Consider the following 15,297-nt stretch of genomic DNA (forward strand, 5'->3'; position numbering starts at 1 on the left):
ATGTTCGGAGGCGCACGTTGGGATCGGGTTACGACGGCTCACCGCGCGCATTACAGGCGTAATGCGATGGGGCGCCGCCTACCTCTTCCGGGGGGTGACGTCGTCCGGGCGAGGGAGCGGCCCGGGGAGACCGCGCGGCCTGGGGGCTCGACGCGGGCCCTCTAGAATCGCCCTCATGACGACCCCGACCACCCCTGCCTCGACCGCTGCGCGCCCCGTGCGCAGCCAGTACGAAGACTTCATGCGCCACGTGTACGAGCACGGCGTGGCCAAGGGCGACCGGACGGGGACGGGCACGCGCAGCGTGTTCGGGCACCAGATGCGATTCGACCTGAGCGAGGGGTTCCCGCTGGTCACGACGAAGAAGGTGCACCTGAAGTCGATCATCCTGGAGCTGCTGTGGTTCCTGCGCGGCGACTCCAACGTCAAGTGGCTGCAGGAGCGCGGCTGCACGATCTGGGACGAGTGGGCGCGCGAGGACGGCGACCTGGGCCCGGTCTACGGCGTGCAGTGGCGCAGCTGGCCGAAGGCGGGCGGCGGGCACGTGGACCAGATCGCGGAGGTGGTGAAGCAGCTGAAGACCAATCCGGATTCGCGCCGGATCATCGTCTCGGCGTGGAACGTGGCGGAGCTGGACCAGATGGCGCTGATGCCCTGCCACGCGTTCTTCCAGTTCTACGTGGCGGACGGCAAGCTGTCGTGCCAGCTGTACCAGCGCAGCGCGGACATCTTCCTGGGCGTGCCCTTCAACATCGCGAGCTACGCGCTGCTGACGCAGATGCTGGCGCAGCAATGCGGGCTGGGTCTGGGGGACTTCATCTGGACGGGCGGGGATTGCCACATCTACTCGAACCACTTCGAGCAGGTGGAGACGCAGCTGTCGCGCAGCCCCTTCCCGTATCCGACGATGCAGATCAAGCGCAAGCCGGCGTCGATCTTCGACTACGAGTTCGAGGACTTCGAGCTGCAGGACTACCAGCACCACGCGGCGATCAAGGCGCCGGTGGCGGTGTAACGGTAGACTCTGACCTACATCCCCCCGAAAGCACCGAGCCATGGCCCGCCGCCCCGAAGACCTCTCCGAATCCGCGATGCGCGCCGCCGAGCGTCGCTTCCCGGAACTCGCCGCCAAGGCGGGCCGGGCGGCTTATAAGCAGTCGCTGGCGGAAACCGGCGCGGTGGTGGTCGCCAACAGCAAGAACCAACTGGTTAAACGCAGGGCGGACGGCACGACGACCGTCATCAAGAACTTGCCACCAGACAAGCGGGTCAAGGTCGGCCTCGTGCTCAAGCGTGTCAAGCAAGAAGCCGCCTGATTCCAGGAAGGCGTCACAACCACGCCTGCGCGTGCTTGCAGGACCGAATGGTTCTGGCAAAAGCACGATCAAGCTCGAACTCAAACCCGAGTGGATCGGCGTATTCATCAACGCCGACGAGATTGAACGCACCCTTCGCGAAACGGAAGGACGTCTGGACCTGGCGTCCCTGGGCATCTCTGCCGCTGCAGATAAGGTGCTTCGCAGTTTTGAGGCCCACATCCGCGGATCCTCTTTCGCGAAGAAGCTTGGCTTGCATGCCTTGCTTGGCCGATTGAACGTCACTCCAACACTTGAGTTGCAGGTACCTGGCCCGTACAACTCCTATTTGGCCTCCGTGCTTGCCGATGCGATCCGGCGCGAACTACTCGAAGAGGGCAAGACCTTCACCTTCGAGACCGTCATGTCGTCCCGCGACAAGATCGAATTCATGCGAGAAGCGCGCGCGCGTGGCTATCGCGTGTACTTGTACTTTGTGGCCACGAAAGATCCGAAGATCAATGTGGAGCGGGTCAAGGTTCGGGTGAAACGGGGCGGCCACCCTGTGTCGGCGGACAAGATTCGTGAGCGCTATGTCCGCTCCATTGATCTGTTAACCGAGGCTGCCGACATCTCCAATCGCGCCTACGTCTACGACAACTCAGGCGACAAGCACAAGCTGCTCGTCCAGGTCATCGACGGGAAATCGATGGAGATCGAGGCGGGGGCGATGCCGCGGTGGTTCATTGAGACCGAGCTCTGGCAGTCGTTCAATTCGTGACTGTCAATTGCCGAGAGACCTGTTGGCCAAACCGCTGACTATCCGCACAGGCCCTGAACAACGCGTCAATTCGAGGTGAGTACGCTTCGGCCAATACACGTTGTAGATAGTACTCAGGGGGCTTCAAGATGACGGGCATAGCAACCTTGTGCAGTCGGTGACGCAATCAGCGGGTCTGGCCGGCGATTTGACACTCAGCCACGTCAATCTTGCGCGAGCAGCTTAGTGCCGTCTGCGTAGATCACAGCCTTAGGGGCCCTTCAGGCGACCTCGACCTTCGCCGTCGCGAGCGAGCGCTCATGCGCCTTCTTACGGCGTGCCGACCACCACGCCTTGATCGACGGGTGCCCCCAGTATTTGTCGAAGAAGTAGTGGAGGACGGTGTTGACCAGCGGCTCGATGAACGTCACCAGGCCCGCGATGGCGATGCTTCCGGTGAGCAGGTAGGTCACCGTGAAAGAGGTCCCGAGGTGAAGCACTCCGAACGTTGCAGTCTTGGCCATCTCGCATCCCCTTCCAGCCGAGTTTGATCTTGCTCGAGATGGTACGGATCGCTGATGCGACCGGCCAATCGCCTTTGCTCATCGCGAAGATAGGTGCTGCTCGACTGATGGTCTGGACTGGACCTCTCCATCCTTCTCAACGCGGCAGAGCAAGACCTGGCACTTCAACGGGAAGACTGATGTTCCGCGGGAGCTCTGGAGCCAGTCACTTTGCTGCGACGGAATTCCCACGGAGGGGTTGGCGTCGTCTCGCTCCACAGGCCGCGCCGCGCGCGCCGGGCATCGATCTCCTCGGCTGAGTACAGGGTGCGTTGTGCGGCCGGTTGCTCCCGCTCGTACGCCTTGTAGTGCCAGGCCAGGCCTGCTCTCAGTTGGGCTTGGCCGACATCGACCGAACGCACGCGGACAAGCCCGAGGATGCGGCCGTAGCGGTCTCTCTTCTTCCAGTCCACGACAACCTCCTGCCGGAAGACCAGCTCCGAGAGGTGCTGCCGCGAACGCTCCCCAAAGGCTTGGCGCTTCTCCGGTGCATCGATACCCACCAGCCGCACGCGATGCGGATGGTGCTCGCTGTCCAGCACGGTCAGCGTGTCGCCATCAGAGAGGCCGACGACTTCGCCGCGGAGCGTCGCTGCGCCGGCGGTGCCGAGCAAGCTGCAAAAGAGGACGGCGATCCGAACCGCGTGGGGCGAGGAAAACGGAGAGAAGCATCTGCCGGAGGGAACGGACATGAACGGTGCGGAGTGGCGGCGGGACCCGGTTTGTAGGTCATTTCCCGACAGCGAGTTGATGGATTTGCCGGCATTCGCACAAATGATAAAACTGCAAAATTCATTTCACGTTGTTACGTCGTGAAGAGCGGCGGCAACGTCCCCGCTTTTCCTCCCTGAGCGGGGTCGACATCAGTCGATTACGCCCGGCGGCGCGCAAGCGATCCGGGCTTCTTTTTTGCTCGCGCAGCGAAGAGGATGGCTGCCACCGACCGACAAGAAATGCGAATTCTGCTAATCGACGCATCGTCCTCGTTCCGACGGCGGCTTCGAGACCGACTGACCCGGGTGCCTGGCGCGGCAGTGGTGGGAGAGGCCGAGCATGAGGATCAAGCCGTCATGGCCGCAGGCCTGTGCAGGCCGGACGTCATCCTCACCGACTTGACCCTGTCCACGGGCAACGGCTTCTCGGCGGTCCAGCGACTCCGGGCCCAGGGGTTTCAAGGCACGGCGTATGCCGTCACCTGTGGGGGACGAAAGCGTGTTCGGGCCGCTGTGTATCGCCGCAGGCATCGACGGCTACTACGACAAGGTCCATGACCTGGACCGTCTGGTGCAGGCGCTGGCCGTGATCGCGGATGCCCCGACCCCACCTACGCGGTCGAGGCTCAAGATCGCCGACCTCTGACGGCTTGTGGCACGAACCGGCTTTGCGCCCATTCGTCGCGGAAAAACACGAGGCTGAATGCTCCGCCGCATCCTGTACGTCGCCTCGATTGCTGAAGGCAAGACCGACCAGGTGCTGACGCAAGCGGGACGAACGACCCGCGGGCCCGCAGCTCTCCCCTGCCGCGATGCGAGGCATGGCGCTGGCCTCCTGAACCGATGGCGGCGAGCCGCGCGCGAAGCCCCGGACGCGTGGCAGAGTCGGGGGGATCAACAGCCAAAGATCGACACTGGACATGAAGCTCCTCATCACCGGACTGAACGGCACCGTGGCTCCCTGGGTCGGCCGTGAAGCGGAAACGCGAGGCTGGGACGTGGTGGGTTGGGACCGCGGCGCGGTGGACCCTGCCGATGAGGCCGCCGCCCTGGCCTTCCTGCGCGCCGAGGCGCCGGATGCCATCGTCCACCTGGCGATGGGCGCCGAGTCGTGGGCAGCTCAACTGGCAGGCTTCGCGAGGCTGCACGGGGTGCCCCTGGTCTTCGTGAGCACCGCGATGGTCTTCGACGCTTCGTCAGGGGGACCTCATCGGCCCCGCGACCAGCGGACCGCAAAGGACGACTACGGGCAGTACAAAGATTCGATGCGAGGACGCGGTGCTGACGGCTTATCCGTCGGCGACCGTGGCCCGCATCGGTTGGCAGATCGCGCCGGATGGTGTCGGCAACAACATGCTCCGTCACCTGGATGAGCAGCAGGCCCGGGATGGGCGCATCCGCGCGAGTTCAGCGTGGCGTCCGGCGTGCTCGTTCATGTCCGACACCGCGGCGGCGCTCTGCGATCTCGTTCAGGAAGGCACCGGCGGGCCGGTTCATCTGGACAGCAACGCATTGGATGCGCTGACTTTCGACCAGTTGGTCCAGAAGGTGGGAAAGAAGTTCGAGCGGAATTGGGTGGTCGAGGTGACGCAGGACTACGTGCATGACCAGCGGCTCGTGAATGAGAGCGGCGGCTCGATGCTGCCGCCACTGAGCGTCCATTTGGGGTGATGAGGCGCGAAAGCGGAGGGACGTCCTCTGACTGAATGAGCGAGGCTTCAGCTTGCCGCGGTTCTGAACGCGGCTCAGGGGGCTGGGGCGGCCAACTGGCCCAGTACTTCTGCGCGTCCGTCGACCCAGCGCAGCGCGACGCCTTCACCAGACGCGGGATGGATTCCGCTGAGCCCGGTGATCGTCACCTGGTGCGTGACGACCACCAGCACGCCCGGTCCGCGCCAACCGGCCAGCAGCGCGGTGGCATCGCGCAGTTGGCCGGCTTCGCGCTCCATCTGCCCGAAGAAGGAGCCGAAGGCCGGCTGCTCTTTCACCGGCAAGCCGGGAAAAGCCAGCCGCGCCGTGTCCAACGTGCGACACCAGGGCGAAGCCCACACCGCGCCGACGCGCAACCCGCCCAGGCGCTGGCGCAGCGCCTCGCCGAGGCGGCGCGCCTGATCGCGCCCCGCGTCGCTGAGGTTGCGCTGCGTGCCGCAATCACCGAGCTTGAGCCCCGGCGGGTCGCCGCCCCCTGGCGCCAGCGCATGGCGGTAGAGCACCACGTCGCCGTCGCGCAGGTCCACCGCCCAGACGGGCGCAAGCAGCAGACAAAGCAGGCAGGCTAGACAGAACTTCATGGCGGCCTATTGTGAACCGGGGCGCGAAAGCCCTTTCGCACTGACATACTCGGCCCGTGCACGACCTAGAGCAGATCATCGTCCTCTTCGTCGCAGCGGTGCTTCTGGCCGCTGCCGCAAGAAGGATGGGCGCCCCCTACCCCGTCTTCCTGGCGGTAGGCGGCGCGGTGCTCGCATTGCTACCCGGCGCGCCTCATCTCACCTTGCCACCCGACCTGGTGCTTGCCCTCTTCGTGGCACCGATCCTGGTCGACGCGGGATACGACGCGTCACTGCGCGACCTGAAGGACAACTGGCTTCCGCTGGCAAGCCTGGTGATCGTCGCGGTCAGCCTGACCACCGCGGCGGTCGCGCTGGTCGCGCACACCTTGGTGCCGACCCTGCCCTGGGCCGCCGCCATCGCGCTCGGGGCCATCGTGGCTCCGCCAGATGCCGTGGCCGCGACCGCCGTCCTTCGCCCGCTGCATCCGCCGCAACGCATCCTGGGCATCCTGGAGGGCGAGAGCTTGCTGAACGACGCCAGCGCGCTCCTGATCTACCGCTTGGCCGTTGGCGCCGTCGCGGCAGGAAGTTTCTCCCTGCAAGCCATTGCGCCGGCCTTCGTCCTCAGCGTGGTCGGCAGCCTCCTCGCAGGGCCCGCGCTGGGCTTGCTGACGCAGCGGCTGCTCGAACGCGTCCAGCACATCCCGACGGCGATCATCATGCAGTTCGTCGGCGCCGTGGCCGTCTGGCAACTGGCCGAGCACCTCGGCCTGTCGGGCGTGCTCACTACGGTGTGCTTCGCCATGACATTGGCCCGCATCGCGCCCGCCCGCATCGAGGCGCGCGTCCGCGTCCCCACCAACGCGTGTGGGCGACGGTCGTCTTCGCGCTCAACATCTTTGCGTTCATCTTCATCGGCCTGCAGTTGCGCCCGATCCTCCTCGACCTGCCCGAGGCCACGCGAGACCACTATCTGACCGTTGCGGCCGCCGTGCTGCTGACCGTCATCGTGGTGCGGATTGCCTGGCACATGGCGTTCAACGCGATGCTCGGCGCGTTCGGCAAGAGACATCGCGTCAAGGTGGCGCGGCTGATGCTGAAGCCGACCGTCGGCAGCGGTCTCGTCATCTCGTGGGCCGGCATGCGAGGCATCGTCACGCTTGCCGCAGCCCTGGCGCTTCCAGCACAGTTCCCCGGGCGAGACCTCATCGTGCTCACCGCATTCCTGGTCGTCCTGGGCACCCTGCTCATCCAGGGCCTGACGCTCAAGCCGCTTCTTCGCTTGCTCAACCTGCGGGACGGCGACCCGGTGGGCGAAGAGGAAACGGCGGCGCGGCAGCGAATGCTCGAGGCCGCCTTTGCCCGGCTGCCGAAAGACTCGACACCCGTGCACGACCTGGTGCGCAAGAACCTGAAGATGCACCTGGGCCGGCCACTTCACGACACCGGCAGCGCCTTCGCGTCGTTCGGCGCCGAGTACGACGACGCCTATGAAGGGGCGCTCGACGCCGCTCGGCAGACGCTCCTGACCATGCGCGACGCGGCGGAGATCGGCGACGACGCCTTCCATACCCTGGAGAACGAACTGGACTGGCTGGAGGCGTCAGACCCACTGCGCGCAGCCAACGCGGACTCGACGGAGTAGCTGCCAAGCTGCACCAGTTGGCCAGCGCCTCAATGTCGCGCCAGCCATCGACCGGTGTCTGCCAAACATTCGCGCTGCAGCACGCGATTGTTCCGACCCGCACAATGACCTGTTCCCCGCCCACCGTTGATGGGCAGAGCGCGCGTCGTTACGCTGTCGTATCGATAGGAGCGCCCGGATCGACCTCCGGGCCGTTGACGTATGCAGCAGTTCGACTTTGATCTCTTCGTGATCGGCGCAGGTTCCGGCGGCGCACGCGCGGCTCGGGTCGCCGCAAAGCACGACGCGCGCGTGGGCATCGCCGAGGGCGCCAATTTCGGCGGCACCTGCGTCAACCGCGGCTGTGTCCCCAAGAAGCTGATGGTCTACGCGAGCCGTTTCCCCGATGCGTTCAAGGCCGGCAAGGCCTTCGGATGGGACGCGCCGGAGGCCCGCTTCGACTGGCACGCGTTGATGAACAACAAGGACACCGAAATCGACCGCCTGGAGAGCGTCTACGAGCGCAACCTCCACGGGGTAGGCGTGCAGACCTTCCCCGAACATGCCACGCTGCTGGGCGCCCACACCGTGCGGCTGCGCAGCAGCGGCAAGGTCGTGACGGCCGAGCGGATCCTGATCGCCACCGGCGCGGCCCCTGACCGCCCCAGCTTCCCCGGCGTCGAACTGGCGATCACGTCGGACGAGCTCTTCCATCTGAGCGAGCAGCCGCGGCGCCTCCTGATCGTCGGAGGCGGCTACATCGCCGTCGAGTTCGCCAGCGTCTTCGCCGGTCTGGGCAGCCAGGTGACCCAGCTCGTGCGGGGCCCGGCGCTGCTTCGCGGCTTCGACGGCGAGATCGCCGAGACACTGCGCGAGCATCTGTCCATGCGCGGCGTCGACCTGGTCTTCGATGACCGCATCGAAGTGCTGCGGCGGGAAGGCGTGGCCCTGCGCGTCGCCACGACCGGCGGTCGCTCCTTCGAGGTGGATGCCGTCCTGCTCAGCACCGGACGCCGCCCGAACATCGAAGGCCTGGGGCTCGAGGCGGCCGGCGTCGAGGTCAACGACAAAGGCGCCATCGTGGTCGGCCCCGGCGGCAGCACGACCGTCGCATCGATCTTCGCCATCGGTGACGTCACCGATCGTCTGAACCTGACGCCGGTGGCCATCCGCGAGGGTCAGGCGTTTGCGGACCGCCACTATGGCGGCATCGAGGGGCCGGAGATCGACTACGCGCTGGTCCCGACCGCGGTCTTCACCACGCCCGAGATCGGCGTGGTGGGCCTGACCGAGGCGCAGGCGCGAGAACGCTTTCCCGGCCTGCGCGTGCTGAAGACCCGCTTCCGCTCGATGGCGCAGGCCTTCGCCGGCTCGCGGGATCAGGTCTTCTTCAAGGTGCTCGTCGATGACGCGACCGACCGCGTGGTGGGCGTGCACCTGCTCGGCGACGGGGTCGCGGAGATGATCCAGTTCATCGCCGTCGCCTTGAAGGCGAACGCGACCTGGCAGGACTTCCGCAGCACGGTCGCCCTGCATCCGACCATCGCCGAAGAACTCGTCACGCTCAAGTGAGATCGGCGAGGCGGATCGCCCCCGCCTCGCGCCTCGCCTTCTCGCCTCGCGCGGACCATGCACGGGGCCCTTCCGCTTGTCCTACACGCACTCGCACCGCTCTCCGGCAGAGGCAAGTCCCGACCCCGGCACCATTCACGGCAACTCACCAGAGCACTGCCATGACCACCAACCCGCCGATCTCCGCCGCCGACATCCTCCTGGCCCACATCACGTCCGCGCGGCCCGCCGTGCGCGTCGAAGACGTCGAGCTGCACAGCTCGGCGCGCCGCCTGAGCAACGCCGCGCTGGATGCGCTGGTCGAGCTCGCGGCGCTGACCGAGACGACCGACGAAGCCGCCGCCGAGGCGGGCTATCGCCAGGCCATCGCCAACGATCCCTGCCACATCGAGGCCTTCGCGCAGCTGACCTCGCTGCTCAGCCGCCAGGGCCGTCATGACGACGCGCTGGAGCTGATCGACCAGGCCGTCGGCTGGTGCAGCGACATCGCGTCGCTGTACTTCTTCGCCGGCAAGGTCCAGGAGAGCGCCGGCCGACTGACGCAGGCCATCGCGGCCTTCGAGCAGGCGCTGGACCTGAACCCCCGCGCTGGCCGAAGCGCATTACCGCCTGGGCTCGCTGTGCGAGCAGCTCGGCGAGCCGCGCGCCTCCGCCGCCCACTTCCGCGTCTATCGCCGCCTCGTGGACGAGAACCAGTCCAACCTGCGTCTGAGCTGAGGGCCCGCGCGCCGCTACAGCGGCGATGCGCCCCCTCTGCCGCCACTGCTGGACTCGGCACGTCTGCTGGCGCGACCCGCGCTCACGCGCGCTGTGTTCCGCGCGGCTCAGCCGCGCGCATGACGACTCGGCGCCATACCCACGTGCCTGCTGAACGCCGTGCTGAAGGTGCTCGTCGAGCCGTAACCGACGCGCTCCGCCACTTCCGAGACCGGCACCTTGCCCGCCCGCAGCAGCTCCTTGGCGATCTCCATGCGCCAGGCCAGCAGGTATTCCATCGGCGCGACGCCGACCGTGCGCGTGAAGCGCTCGTAGAACGCGGACCGCGACAGCGCCGCGAGCTTCGCCAGTTGCGCCACCGTCCACGCGCGCTCGACCCGGGCGTGCATCTGCTGCAGCGCCTTCGCGAGCCGCTCATCGGCGAGCCCGCGCAGCAGGCCCGCCGGTGCGTCCGCGGTGGAGCTCGCCCGCATCGCCTCGATCAGCATGGCTTCGACCAGGCGCGACATCATGAATTCGCCGCCGGGCTTGGGCGCCATCGCCTCCTCGCTGACCAGTTTCACGAGCAGCGCCAGCCGCGATGAGCCTCGCACGTGCACCACGCGCGGCAGCAACGCCACCAGCAGGCCGGGATCGGCGCAGTCGAACGCGAACGCACCGCCGAGCGAGCGCATGTCCGCCGGACCGCGGCGCTCCCCATAGCGCAACTCGCCGCGCGTCTTCGCGGCTTCCCGCGGATCCATCGGCATCACCGGCACCGCGTCCACGCTCGACAGCGTGAAGGCCGGCGTCGTCGGCAGCAGGACGAAGTCGCCGGCCTGCAGCGTCACCGCGTCATGGCCATCGACCGCCAATCGGCTGTGCCCTTCCAGCACGATGCAGAAGCTCGGCTGGCCGTACTCGGTGTACCGCACCGCCCAGCCGCCCTTGCCGCTGATCAGGTTGGCCATGACCGCGCGCGGGCGCAGCAGGCGCACGACATCGGAAAGCGGATCGCTCATGTCCGGACGTTGGCCAAAGAAATGCGGACGATACACCCTCGTTCGTCCGGCGCAGGATCTCTATCGTGGCTCCCTGTTCCCACCCACCCATGGAGATTCCCGATGAAGACCGTCCTGATCACCGGCTGCTCGTCCGGCTACGGCCTCGCCACCGCCCGCCACTTCCACGCCCAGGGCTGGCAGGTCATCGCCACCATGCGCACCCCGCGCGACATCGATATCCCGCCCTCCTCCCGCTTGCGGGTCGTGGCGCTGGACGTCACCCGGCCGGAGAGCATCGCCCGCGCGCTCGAGGACATCGGGACCATCGATGTGCTGGTGAACAACGCCGGCATCGGCCTGTTCGGCGCCTTCGAAGCGACGCCGATGACCACCGTGCGCGACGTCTTCGAGACCAACACCTTCGGGACCCTGGCGATGTGCCAGGCGGTGATCCCCCGCCTGCGCGAGCAGCGCTCGGGCACCATCGTCAACGTGACGTCCAGCGCGACGCTGGCGCCCTTCCCGCTCGTGGCGGCCTACACGGCCAGCAAGACGGCGATCGAGGGGTTCAGCGCCTCGCTGGCGCTGGAGCTGCGCGACTTCGACGTGCGCGTGCGCCTCGTCGAACCCGGCTACGGCCCGGGCACGAACTTCTCGGCGAACGCCGGCGAGCGCATCCAGGGCCTGATCACGGCGCCCTACGCGGCCTACGCGCAGCGCATCTTTGCGGAGTTCGTCGGCGCTTCGCTCACGACGACGCCGGAGGACGTCGCCGAGGCCGTCTGGCTGGCCGCCAACGACACGACGGATCGCCTGCATCGCGCCGCCGGGCCGGATGCGGTGGCGCTCGCCGAGCGCCGTTGATCGGGGCCTGCTCAGTACTTCGCCGGCACGAACATCGACTCCGGCACCGGATGCCGCATGTAGTCGTCGTGCCGCTCGCGATCCGGCAGGCGGATCTCGGTGCGCTCGACCTCGTGGTACGGGAACTGGTCCAGCAGATGCTGGATGCAGTTCAGCCGCGCGCGCTTCTTGTCGTCGGCCGCCACCACCCACCACGGCGCCTCGGGGATGTGCGTGCGGTCCAGCATCACTTCCTTGGCGCGCGTGTAGTCCTCCCAGCGGCGGCGCGACTCCAGGTCCATCGGCGACAGCTTCCACTGCTTGAGCGGATCGTGGATGCGGCCCAGGAAGCGCAGGTGCTGTTCCTCGTCGCTGATGGAGAACCAGTACTTGATCAGCGTGATGCCGGAGCGCACCAGCATGCGCTCGAACTCGGGCACCGAGCGGAAGAACTCCTCGACGTCGTCCTCGCCGCAGAAGCCCATCACCCGCTCGACGCCGGCGCGGTTGTACCAGCTGCGGTCGAAGAGCACGATCTCGCCGGCGGCCGGCAGATGCGGCGCGTAGCGCTGGAAGTACCACTGCGTGCGCTCGCGGTCGTTGGGCGCGGGCAGCGCCACCACGCGGCACACCCGCGGGTTGAGCCGCTGCGTGATGCGCTTGATCGCCCCGCCCTTGCCCGCGGCGTCGCGGCCCTCGAAGAGGATCACGACCTTCTGCCGCGTGTGGTGCACCCAGTCCTGCAGCTTCACCAGCTCGCGCTGCAGGCGGAACAGGTGCTTGAAGTAGGCGATGCGCTCGCCGTGCGCGCTGTCGGAATCGCTCTCGTCCAGCGCGCGCAGCGCCTCGTCGACGTGGCGGTCCTCGATCTCCAGCTCCAGTTCCTCGTCGTAGCCGTCCTGCAGGTCGCGGCGGATGCGTTCGACGAGATCGTCGCGGTCGGATGCTGAGCTCATGGTCGGCGGGGACGGAATGGTGGAAGCCTCGATCATCCGCCAGCGCGGTGACGGCGGCGTGACGATGCCCCGGCCGACCGATCCGGCCTCATCCCGAGGGATGAGGCGCGTCTCCCCGCCCCGAACGAGCCGGCATGCGTCCCCCGTGCTGACGACACCGCCCCGCCATGGCCGGACAGTGGGTCTTCCACAGGAGGATCCCGCTCATGGCCTACCAGCTGAAGATCAACGGCAAGCTTCGGAGCGTCGATGTCGACGGCGACGCCCACTGCTCTGGGTGCTGCGCGACGTCGTCGGCCTGACCGGCACCAAGTTCGGGTGCGGCATGGCGATGTGCGGCGCCTGCACCGTGCACCTCGACGGCAATCCCGTCCGCTCCTGCTCCTTCCCCGTCGAGGGCGTCGGCAAGCAGGCCATCACCACGATCGAGGCCATCGGCCAGACCCCCGTCGGCAAGCGCATCCAGGCCGTCTGGGTCGACAAGGACGTGCCGCAGTGCGGCTATTGCCAATCGGGCCAGATCATGTCGGCCTGCGCGCTGCTCAAGCAGAACCCGCGCCCCACCGAGGCCGACGTCGACGCCGCGATGTCGGGCAACCTGTGCCGCTGCGGCACCTACCCGCGCATCAAGTCCGCCATCCTGATGGCGGCCGCCGGCGCACCGGCCAAGGGGTGAGCCATGGAACGCCGTGATTTCCTCAAGATCGGCGCCGGCACGGGCGGCGCCTTCGTCGCCTCGTTCTGCCTGCCCCTTCGCGCGGACGCCGCCAGTGCCGCAAAGGCCGCAAAGGCCGCAAAGGCCGCCAAGGGCGCGACCGCGGCCTCCGCGGCTGCCTCCTTCGAACCCAGCGTCTACATCCGCATCACGCCGTCCGGCAAGGTCACCTATGTGATCCCCTTCGTCGAGATGGGCCAGGGCTCCTTCACCGCCATCCCGATGATGCTGGCCGAGGAGATGGACGTCCCGCTCTCGACCGTCACCATCGAGCAGGCCCCGGCCGACGAGAAGCGCTACGCCAACCCGGTCTTCGGCATGCAGATCACGGGCGGCTCGGCCTCGATGATCGCCGCGTGGAAGGCGGTGCGAACCGCCGGCGCGACCTGCCGCGCGATGCTGGTCAACGCCGCCGCCGACACCTGGCAATGCACGGCGCAGGAATGCGTCACGCGGGACGGCAAGGTCGTGCAGGCGGCCACCGGCAAACAGCTGGCGTACGGCGCGCTCGTGACCAAGGCCGCCGGGATGCCCGTGCCCAAGGACGTGCCGCCGAAGGACCCGAAGGCCTGCCAGCTCGTCGGCACGCCGGCCAAGCGGCTGGACACGAGGAGCAAGACCAACGGCAGCGCCCAGTTCGGCATCGACACGGCGCCTGCCCGGCATGAAGGTCGCCGCGATCACGCACTGCCCGGTGGTCGGCGGCAAGGTGCGCCGCGTCGACGACAGCAAGGCGCTCGCCGTGCGCGGCGTGCGTCGGGTGCTGGTCGCGGACGACATCGTCGGCGTGGTCGCGGACCACTACGGCGCCGCGCGCAAGGGCCTCGCCGCGCTGGTCATCGATTGGGACGAGGGCCGAATGCGGGCTTCTCGACCACGGCCTGGAAGACCTCGGTGCGCGACGCGCTCAAGCGCAAGGGCATCGTGTCCAAGCAGGAGGGCGACTTCGCCGCGGCCAAGGCCGCGCCGGGCACCCGGCTCGTCGAGGTCGAGTACGACGCGCCGACGATGGTCCACGCGCCGCTGGAGCCGATGAACTGCACCCTGCACTTCCACGACGGCGCCTGCGACGTGTGGCTCGGCACGCAGGCGCCGGTGAAGGCGCAGCAGGCGATCGCCGCCGTCAGCAGCGTGCCGGTCGAGAAGATCCAGGTCCACAACTTCCTGATCGGCGGCGGCTTCGGACGCCGGCTCGACGCCGAATACGTCGGCCAGGCCGCGAAGCTCGCCCGGCAGGTCGACTTCCCGCTCAAGGTGATCTACAGCCGCGAGGAGGACATCCGCCATGGCAGCTTCCGCCCGCTCTACTGCGACGAGATGGCCGCGACGCTCGACAGCGCCGGCAAGATCACGGCGATCTCGCACCGCCTGTCCGGCTCGTCGATCGTGGCTCGCTACGCGCCGCAATGGCTGCAGCCCGGCGTCGCCGATCCCGACGCCGTCGAGGCCGCCGAGACGCCTTATTCGATCCCCGCGAAGATCGTCGAGTACGTCCCGGTCGAGCCGCCGTCCGGCTACATGACCGCGTTCTGGCGCGGCGTCGGCCCCAACCACAACGCCTGGGCCGTCGAGGGCTTCATGGACGAGCTCGCCGTCACGGCCAAGGCCGATCCGGTGGCCTTCCGCCTCGCGCACCTGAACGACAACCCGCGACTGAAGGCGGTGCTGGAGACCGCCGCCGCGAAGTCCGGCTGGGGCACGCCGCTGCCGGCGCGTACCGGCCGGGGCGTGGCGGTGCTCAACGCCTGGGGCAGCCACATCGCGATGGTGATGGAGCTCAGCGTCACGCCCGACGGCGCGGTGATGCTGCGCCGTCTGACCACGGCGCTGGACTGCGGCATCGCCGTCAACCCCGGACAGCGTCGTCGCGCAGATGGAAGGCGGTCACATCTCGGCCTGACGGCGGTGATGCTGGGCAAGCTCACCATCGACAAGGGCCGCGTGGAACAGAGCAACTTCCACGACTTCCCGCTGATGCGCATCGACCAGACGCCGCGCATCGACGTCCACCTGGTCCGCAGCGACGCGGAGCCCGGCGGCGTCGGCGAGATCGGCACCGCAATCATCGCGCCGGCCTACATCAACGCGCTGTATGCCGCGACCGGCAAGCGCTTCCGCAGCTATCCCGTCGCCGTCGAGGAGCTGAAGGCATGAACCATCCGATCTCCCCCTCCACCGGTCGTCCGGGCTCGGCGATCATCCCGACGACCACCTCGGCGACCCCCTTGGCGACCATCGCAACGGCGACGCGCGGCGCGCTGGTGGTGCTGGCCGCGTCCGCCG

The 15,297-nt window shown here is 67.7% G+C and carries 16 protein-coding genes and 3 pseudogenes; 14 read left to right on the forward strand and 5 right to left on the reverse strand.

Annotation, left to right across the window (positions count from 1 at the left end):
* The first annotated feature begins 175 nt into the window (after nucleotides 1-175).
* Genes ACFJIX_RS24655 through ACFJIX_RS24665 form a run of 3 tightly spaced genes read left to right on the forward strand, consistent with a single transcriptional unit; the run spans nucleotide 176 to nucleotide 2,076 of the window.
* Complete coding sequence (locus ACFJIX_RS24655; RefSeq protein WP_377155276.1) at nucleotides 176-1,015, forward strand: thymidylate synthase; 840 nt, start codon at nucleotides 176-178, stop codon at nucleotides 1,013-1,015.
* A gap of 40 nt (nucleotides 1,016-1,055) precedes the next feature.
* Nucleotides 1,056-1,316 carry a hypothetical protein gene (locus tag ACFJIX_RS24660; RefSeq protein WP_377155277.1) on the forward strand — a complete coding sequence of 87 codons (261 nt, stop codon included), beginning with the start codon at nucleotides 1,056-1,058 and terminating at the stop codon, nucleotides 1,314-1,316.
* On the forward strand, nucleotides 1,294-2,076 hold the full coding sequence (locus tag ACFJIX_RS24665) for a zeta toxin family protein (protein ID WP_377155278.1): 783 nt from the start codon (nucleotides 1,294-1,296) through the stop codon (nucleotides 2,074-2,076). The genes ACFJIX_RS24660 and ACFJIX_RS24665 overlap by 23 nt, the downstream gene beginning before the upstream one ends.
* Before the next feature lie 260 nt (nucleotides 2,077-2,336).
* Here ACFJIX_RS24665 and ACFJIX_RS24670 read toward each other — a convergent pair whose 3' ends face one another.
* Both ACFJIX_RS24670 and ACFJIX_RS24675 read right to left on the reverse strand, forming a co-directional pair.
* Nucleotides 2,337-2,579: a DUF2061 domain-containing protein gene (locus ACFJIX_RS24670; RefSeq protein WP_377155279.1), complete on the reverse strand. Its 243-nt coding sequence runs from the start codon at nucleotides 2,577-2,579 to the stop codon at nucleotides 2,337-2,339.
* 164 nt (nucleotides 2,580-2,743) lie between these two features.
* The gene (locus ACFJIX_RS24675) at nucleotides 2,744-3,310 is read right to left on the reverse strand and encodes a thermonuclease family protein (protein WP_377155280.1); all 567 of its coding nucleotides are present in this window, start codon (nucleotides 3,308-3,310) and stop codon (nucleotides 2,744-2,746) included.
* Between the two features lie 261 nt (nucleotides 3,311-3,571).
* Between ACFJIX_RS24675 and ACFJIX_RS24680 the strand changes: the two are divergent.
* From ACFJIX_RS24680 to ACFJIX_RS24695, 4 genes and pseudogenes are all read left to right on the forward strand, one after another.
* A pseudogene (locus ACFJIX_RS24680) lies at nucleotides 3,572-3,766 on the forward strand (DNA-binding response regulator); the annotation flags it as partial.
* 37 nt (nucleotides 3,767-3,803) lie between these two features.
* The gene (locus tag ACFJIX_RS24685; protein ID WP_377162115.1) at nucleotides 3,804-3,977 is read left to right on the forward strand and encodes a hypothetical protein; all 174 of its coding nucleotides are present in this window, start codon (nucleotides 3,804-3,806) and stop codon (nucleotides 3,975-3,977) included.
* A gap of 274 nt (nucleotides 3,978-4,251) precedes the next feature.
* Nucleotides 4,252-4,704, forward strand: a complete 453-nt coding sequence (locus ACFJIX_RS24690) for a sugar nucleotide-binding protein (protein WP_377155281.1) — start codon at nucleotides 4,252-4,254, stop codon at nucleotides 4,702-4,704.
* Nucleotides 4,705-4,765: 61 nt separating this feature from the next.
* The gene (locus ACFJIX_RS24695) at nucleotides 4,766-5,002 is read left to right on the forward strand and encodes a hypothetical protein (RefSeq protein ID WP_377155282.1); all 237 of its coding nucleotides are present in this window, start codon (nucleotides 4,766-4,768) and stop codon (nucleotides 5,000-5,002) included.
* A 74-nt stretch (nucleotides 5,003-5,076) separates the two neighbouring features.
* Here the strand turns inward: ACFJIX_RS24695 and ACFJIX_RS24700 are convergent, their stop codons facing one another.
* Nucleotides 5,077-5,622, reverse strand: coding sequence for a histidine phosphatase family protein (locus ACFJIX_RS24700; RefSeq protein ID WP_377155283.1), 546 nt, complete (start codon nucleotides 5,620-5,622; stop codon nucleotides 5,077-5,079).
* Between the two features lie 56 nt (nucleotides 5,623-5,678).
* On the opposite strand from ACFJIX_RS24700, the gene ACFJIX_RS24705 reads away from it, so the two are divergent.
* The 4 genes and pseudogenes from ACFJIX_RS24705 to ACFJIX_RS24720 all read left to right on the forward strand — a co-directional run.
* Entirely contained in the window at nucleotides 5,679-6,581 is a 903-nt protein-coding gene (locus ACFJIX_RS24705; RefSeq protein ID WP_377155284.1) for a cation:proton antiporter, read from the forward strand.
* Nucleotides 6,470-7,249: a cation:proton antiporter gene (locus tag ACFJIX_RS24710; RefSeq protein ID WP_377155285.1), complete on the forward strand. Its 780-nt coding sequence runs from the start codon at nucleotides 6,470-6,472 to the stop codon at nucleotides 7,247-7,249. Before ACFJIX_RS24705 ends, ACFJIX_RS24710 begins: the two co-directional genes overlap by 112 nt.
* A gap of 201 nt (nucleotides 7,250-7,450) precedes the next feature.
* Nucleotides 7,451-8,800 carry a glutathione-disulfide reductase gene (gorA, locus tag ACFJIX_RS24715; RefSeq protein ID WP_377155286.1) on the forward strand — a complete coding sequence of 450 codons (1,350 nt, stop codon included), beginning with the start codon at nucleotides 7,451-7,453 and terminating at the stop codon, nucleotides 8,798-8,800.
* 161 nt (nucleotides 8,801-8,961) lie between these two features.
* Nucleotides 8,962-9,339: pseudogene (locus tag ACFJIX_RS24720) on the forward strand (hypothetical protein); the annotation flags it as partial.
* A gap of 285 nt (nucleotides 9,340-9,624) precedes the next feature.
* Here the strand turns inward: ACFJIX_RS24720 and ACFJIX_RS24725 are convergent.
* Nucleotides 9,625-10,518: an AraC family transcriptional regulator gene (locus tag ACFJIX_RS24725; protein WP_377155287.1), complete on the reverse strand. Its 894-nt coding sequence runs from the start codon at nucleotides 10,516-10,518 to the stop codon at nucleotides 9,625-9,627.
* Between the two features lie 102 nt (nucleotides 10,519-10,620).
* On the opposite strand from ACFJIX_RS24725, the gene ACFJIX_RS24730 reads away from it, so the two are divergent.
* Nucleotides 10,621-11,364 carry an SDR family oxidoreductase gene (locus ACFJIX_RS24730; RefSeq protein WP_377155288.1) on the forward strand — a complete coding sequence of 248 codons (744 nt, stop codon included), beginning with the start codon at nucleotides 10,621-10,623 and terminating at the stop codon, nucleotides 11,362-11,364.
* Between the two features lie 11 nt (nucleotides 11,365-11,375).
* Here ACFJIX_RS24730 and ppk2 read toward each other — a convergent pair whose 3' ends face one another.
* The gene (gene ppk2, locus ACFJIX_RS24735; RefSeq protein WP_377155289.1) at nucleotides 11,376-12,299 is read right to left on the reverse strand and encodes a polyphosphate kinase 2; all 924 of its coding nucleotides are present in this window, start codon (nucleotides 12,297-12,299) and stop codon (nucleotides 11,376-11,378) included.
* 206 nt (nucleotides 12,300-12,505) lie between these two features.
* Here ppk2 and ACFJIX_RS24740 point away from each other — a divergent pair.
* Nucleotides 12,506-12,975, forward strand: a pseudogene (locus ACFJIX_RS24740) ((2Fe-2S)-binding protein).
* Between the two features lie 3 nt (nucleotides 12,976-12,978).
* Complete coding sequence (locus ACFJIX_RS24745) at nucleotides 12,979-15,168, forward strand: molybdopterin cofactor-binding domain-containing protein (protein WP_377155290.1); 2,190 nt, start codon at nucleotides 12,979-12,981, stop codon at nucleotides 15,166-15,168.
* Nucleotides 15,169-15,297 lie beyond the last annotated feature (129 nt).

Source organism: Roseateles sp. UC29_93 (assembly GCF_042695725.1).
GTDB classification, from domain to species: domain Bacteria; phylum Pseudomonadota; class Gammaproteobacteria; order Burkholderiales; family Burkholderiaceae_C; genus Roseateles; species Roseateles noduli_A.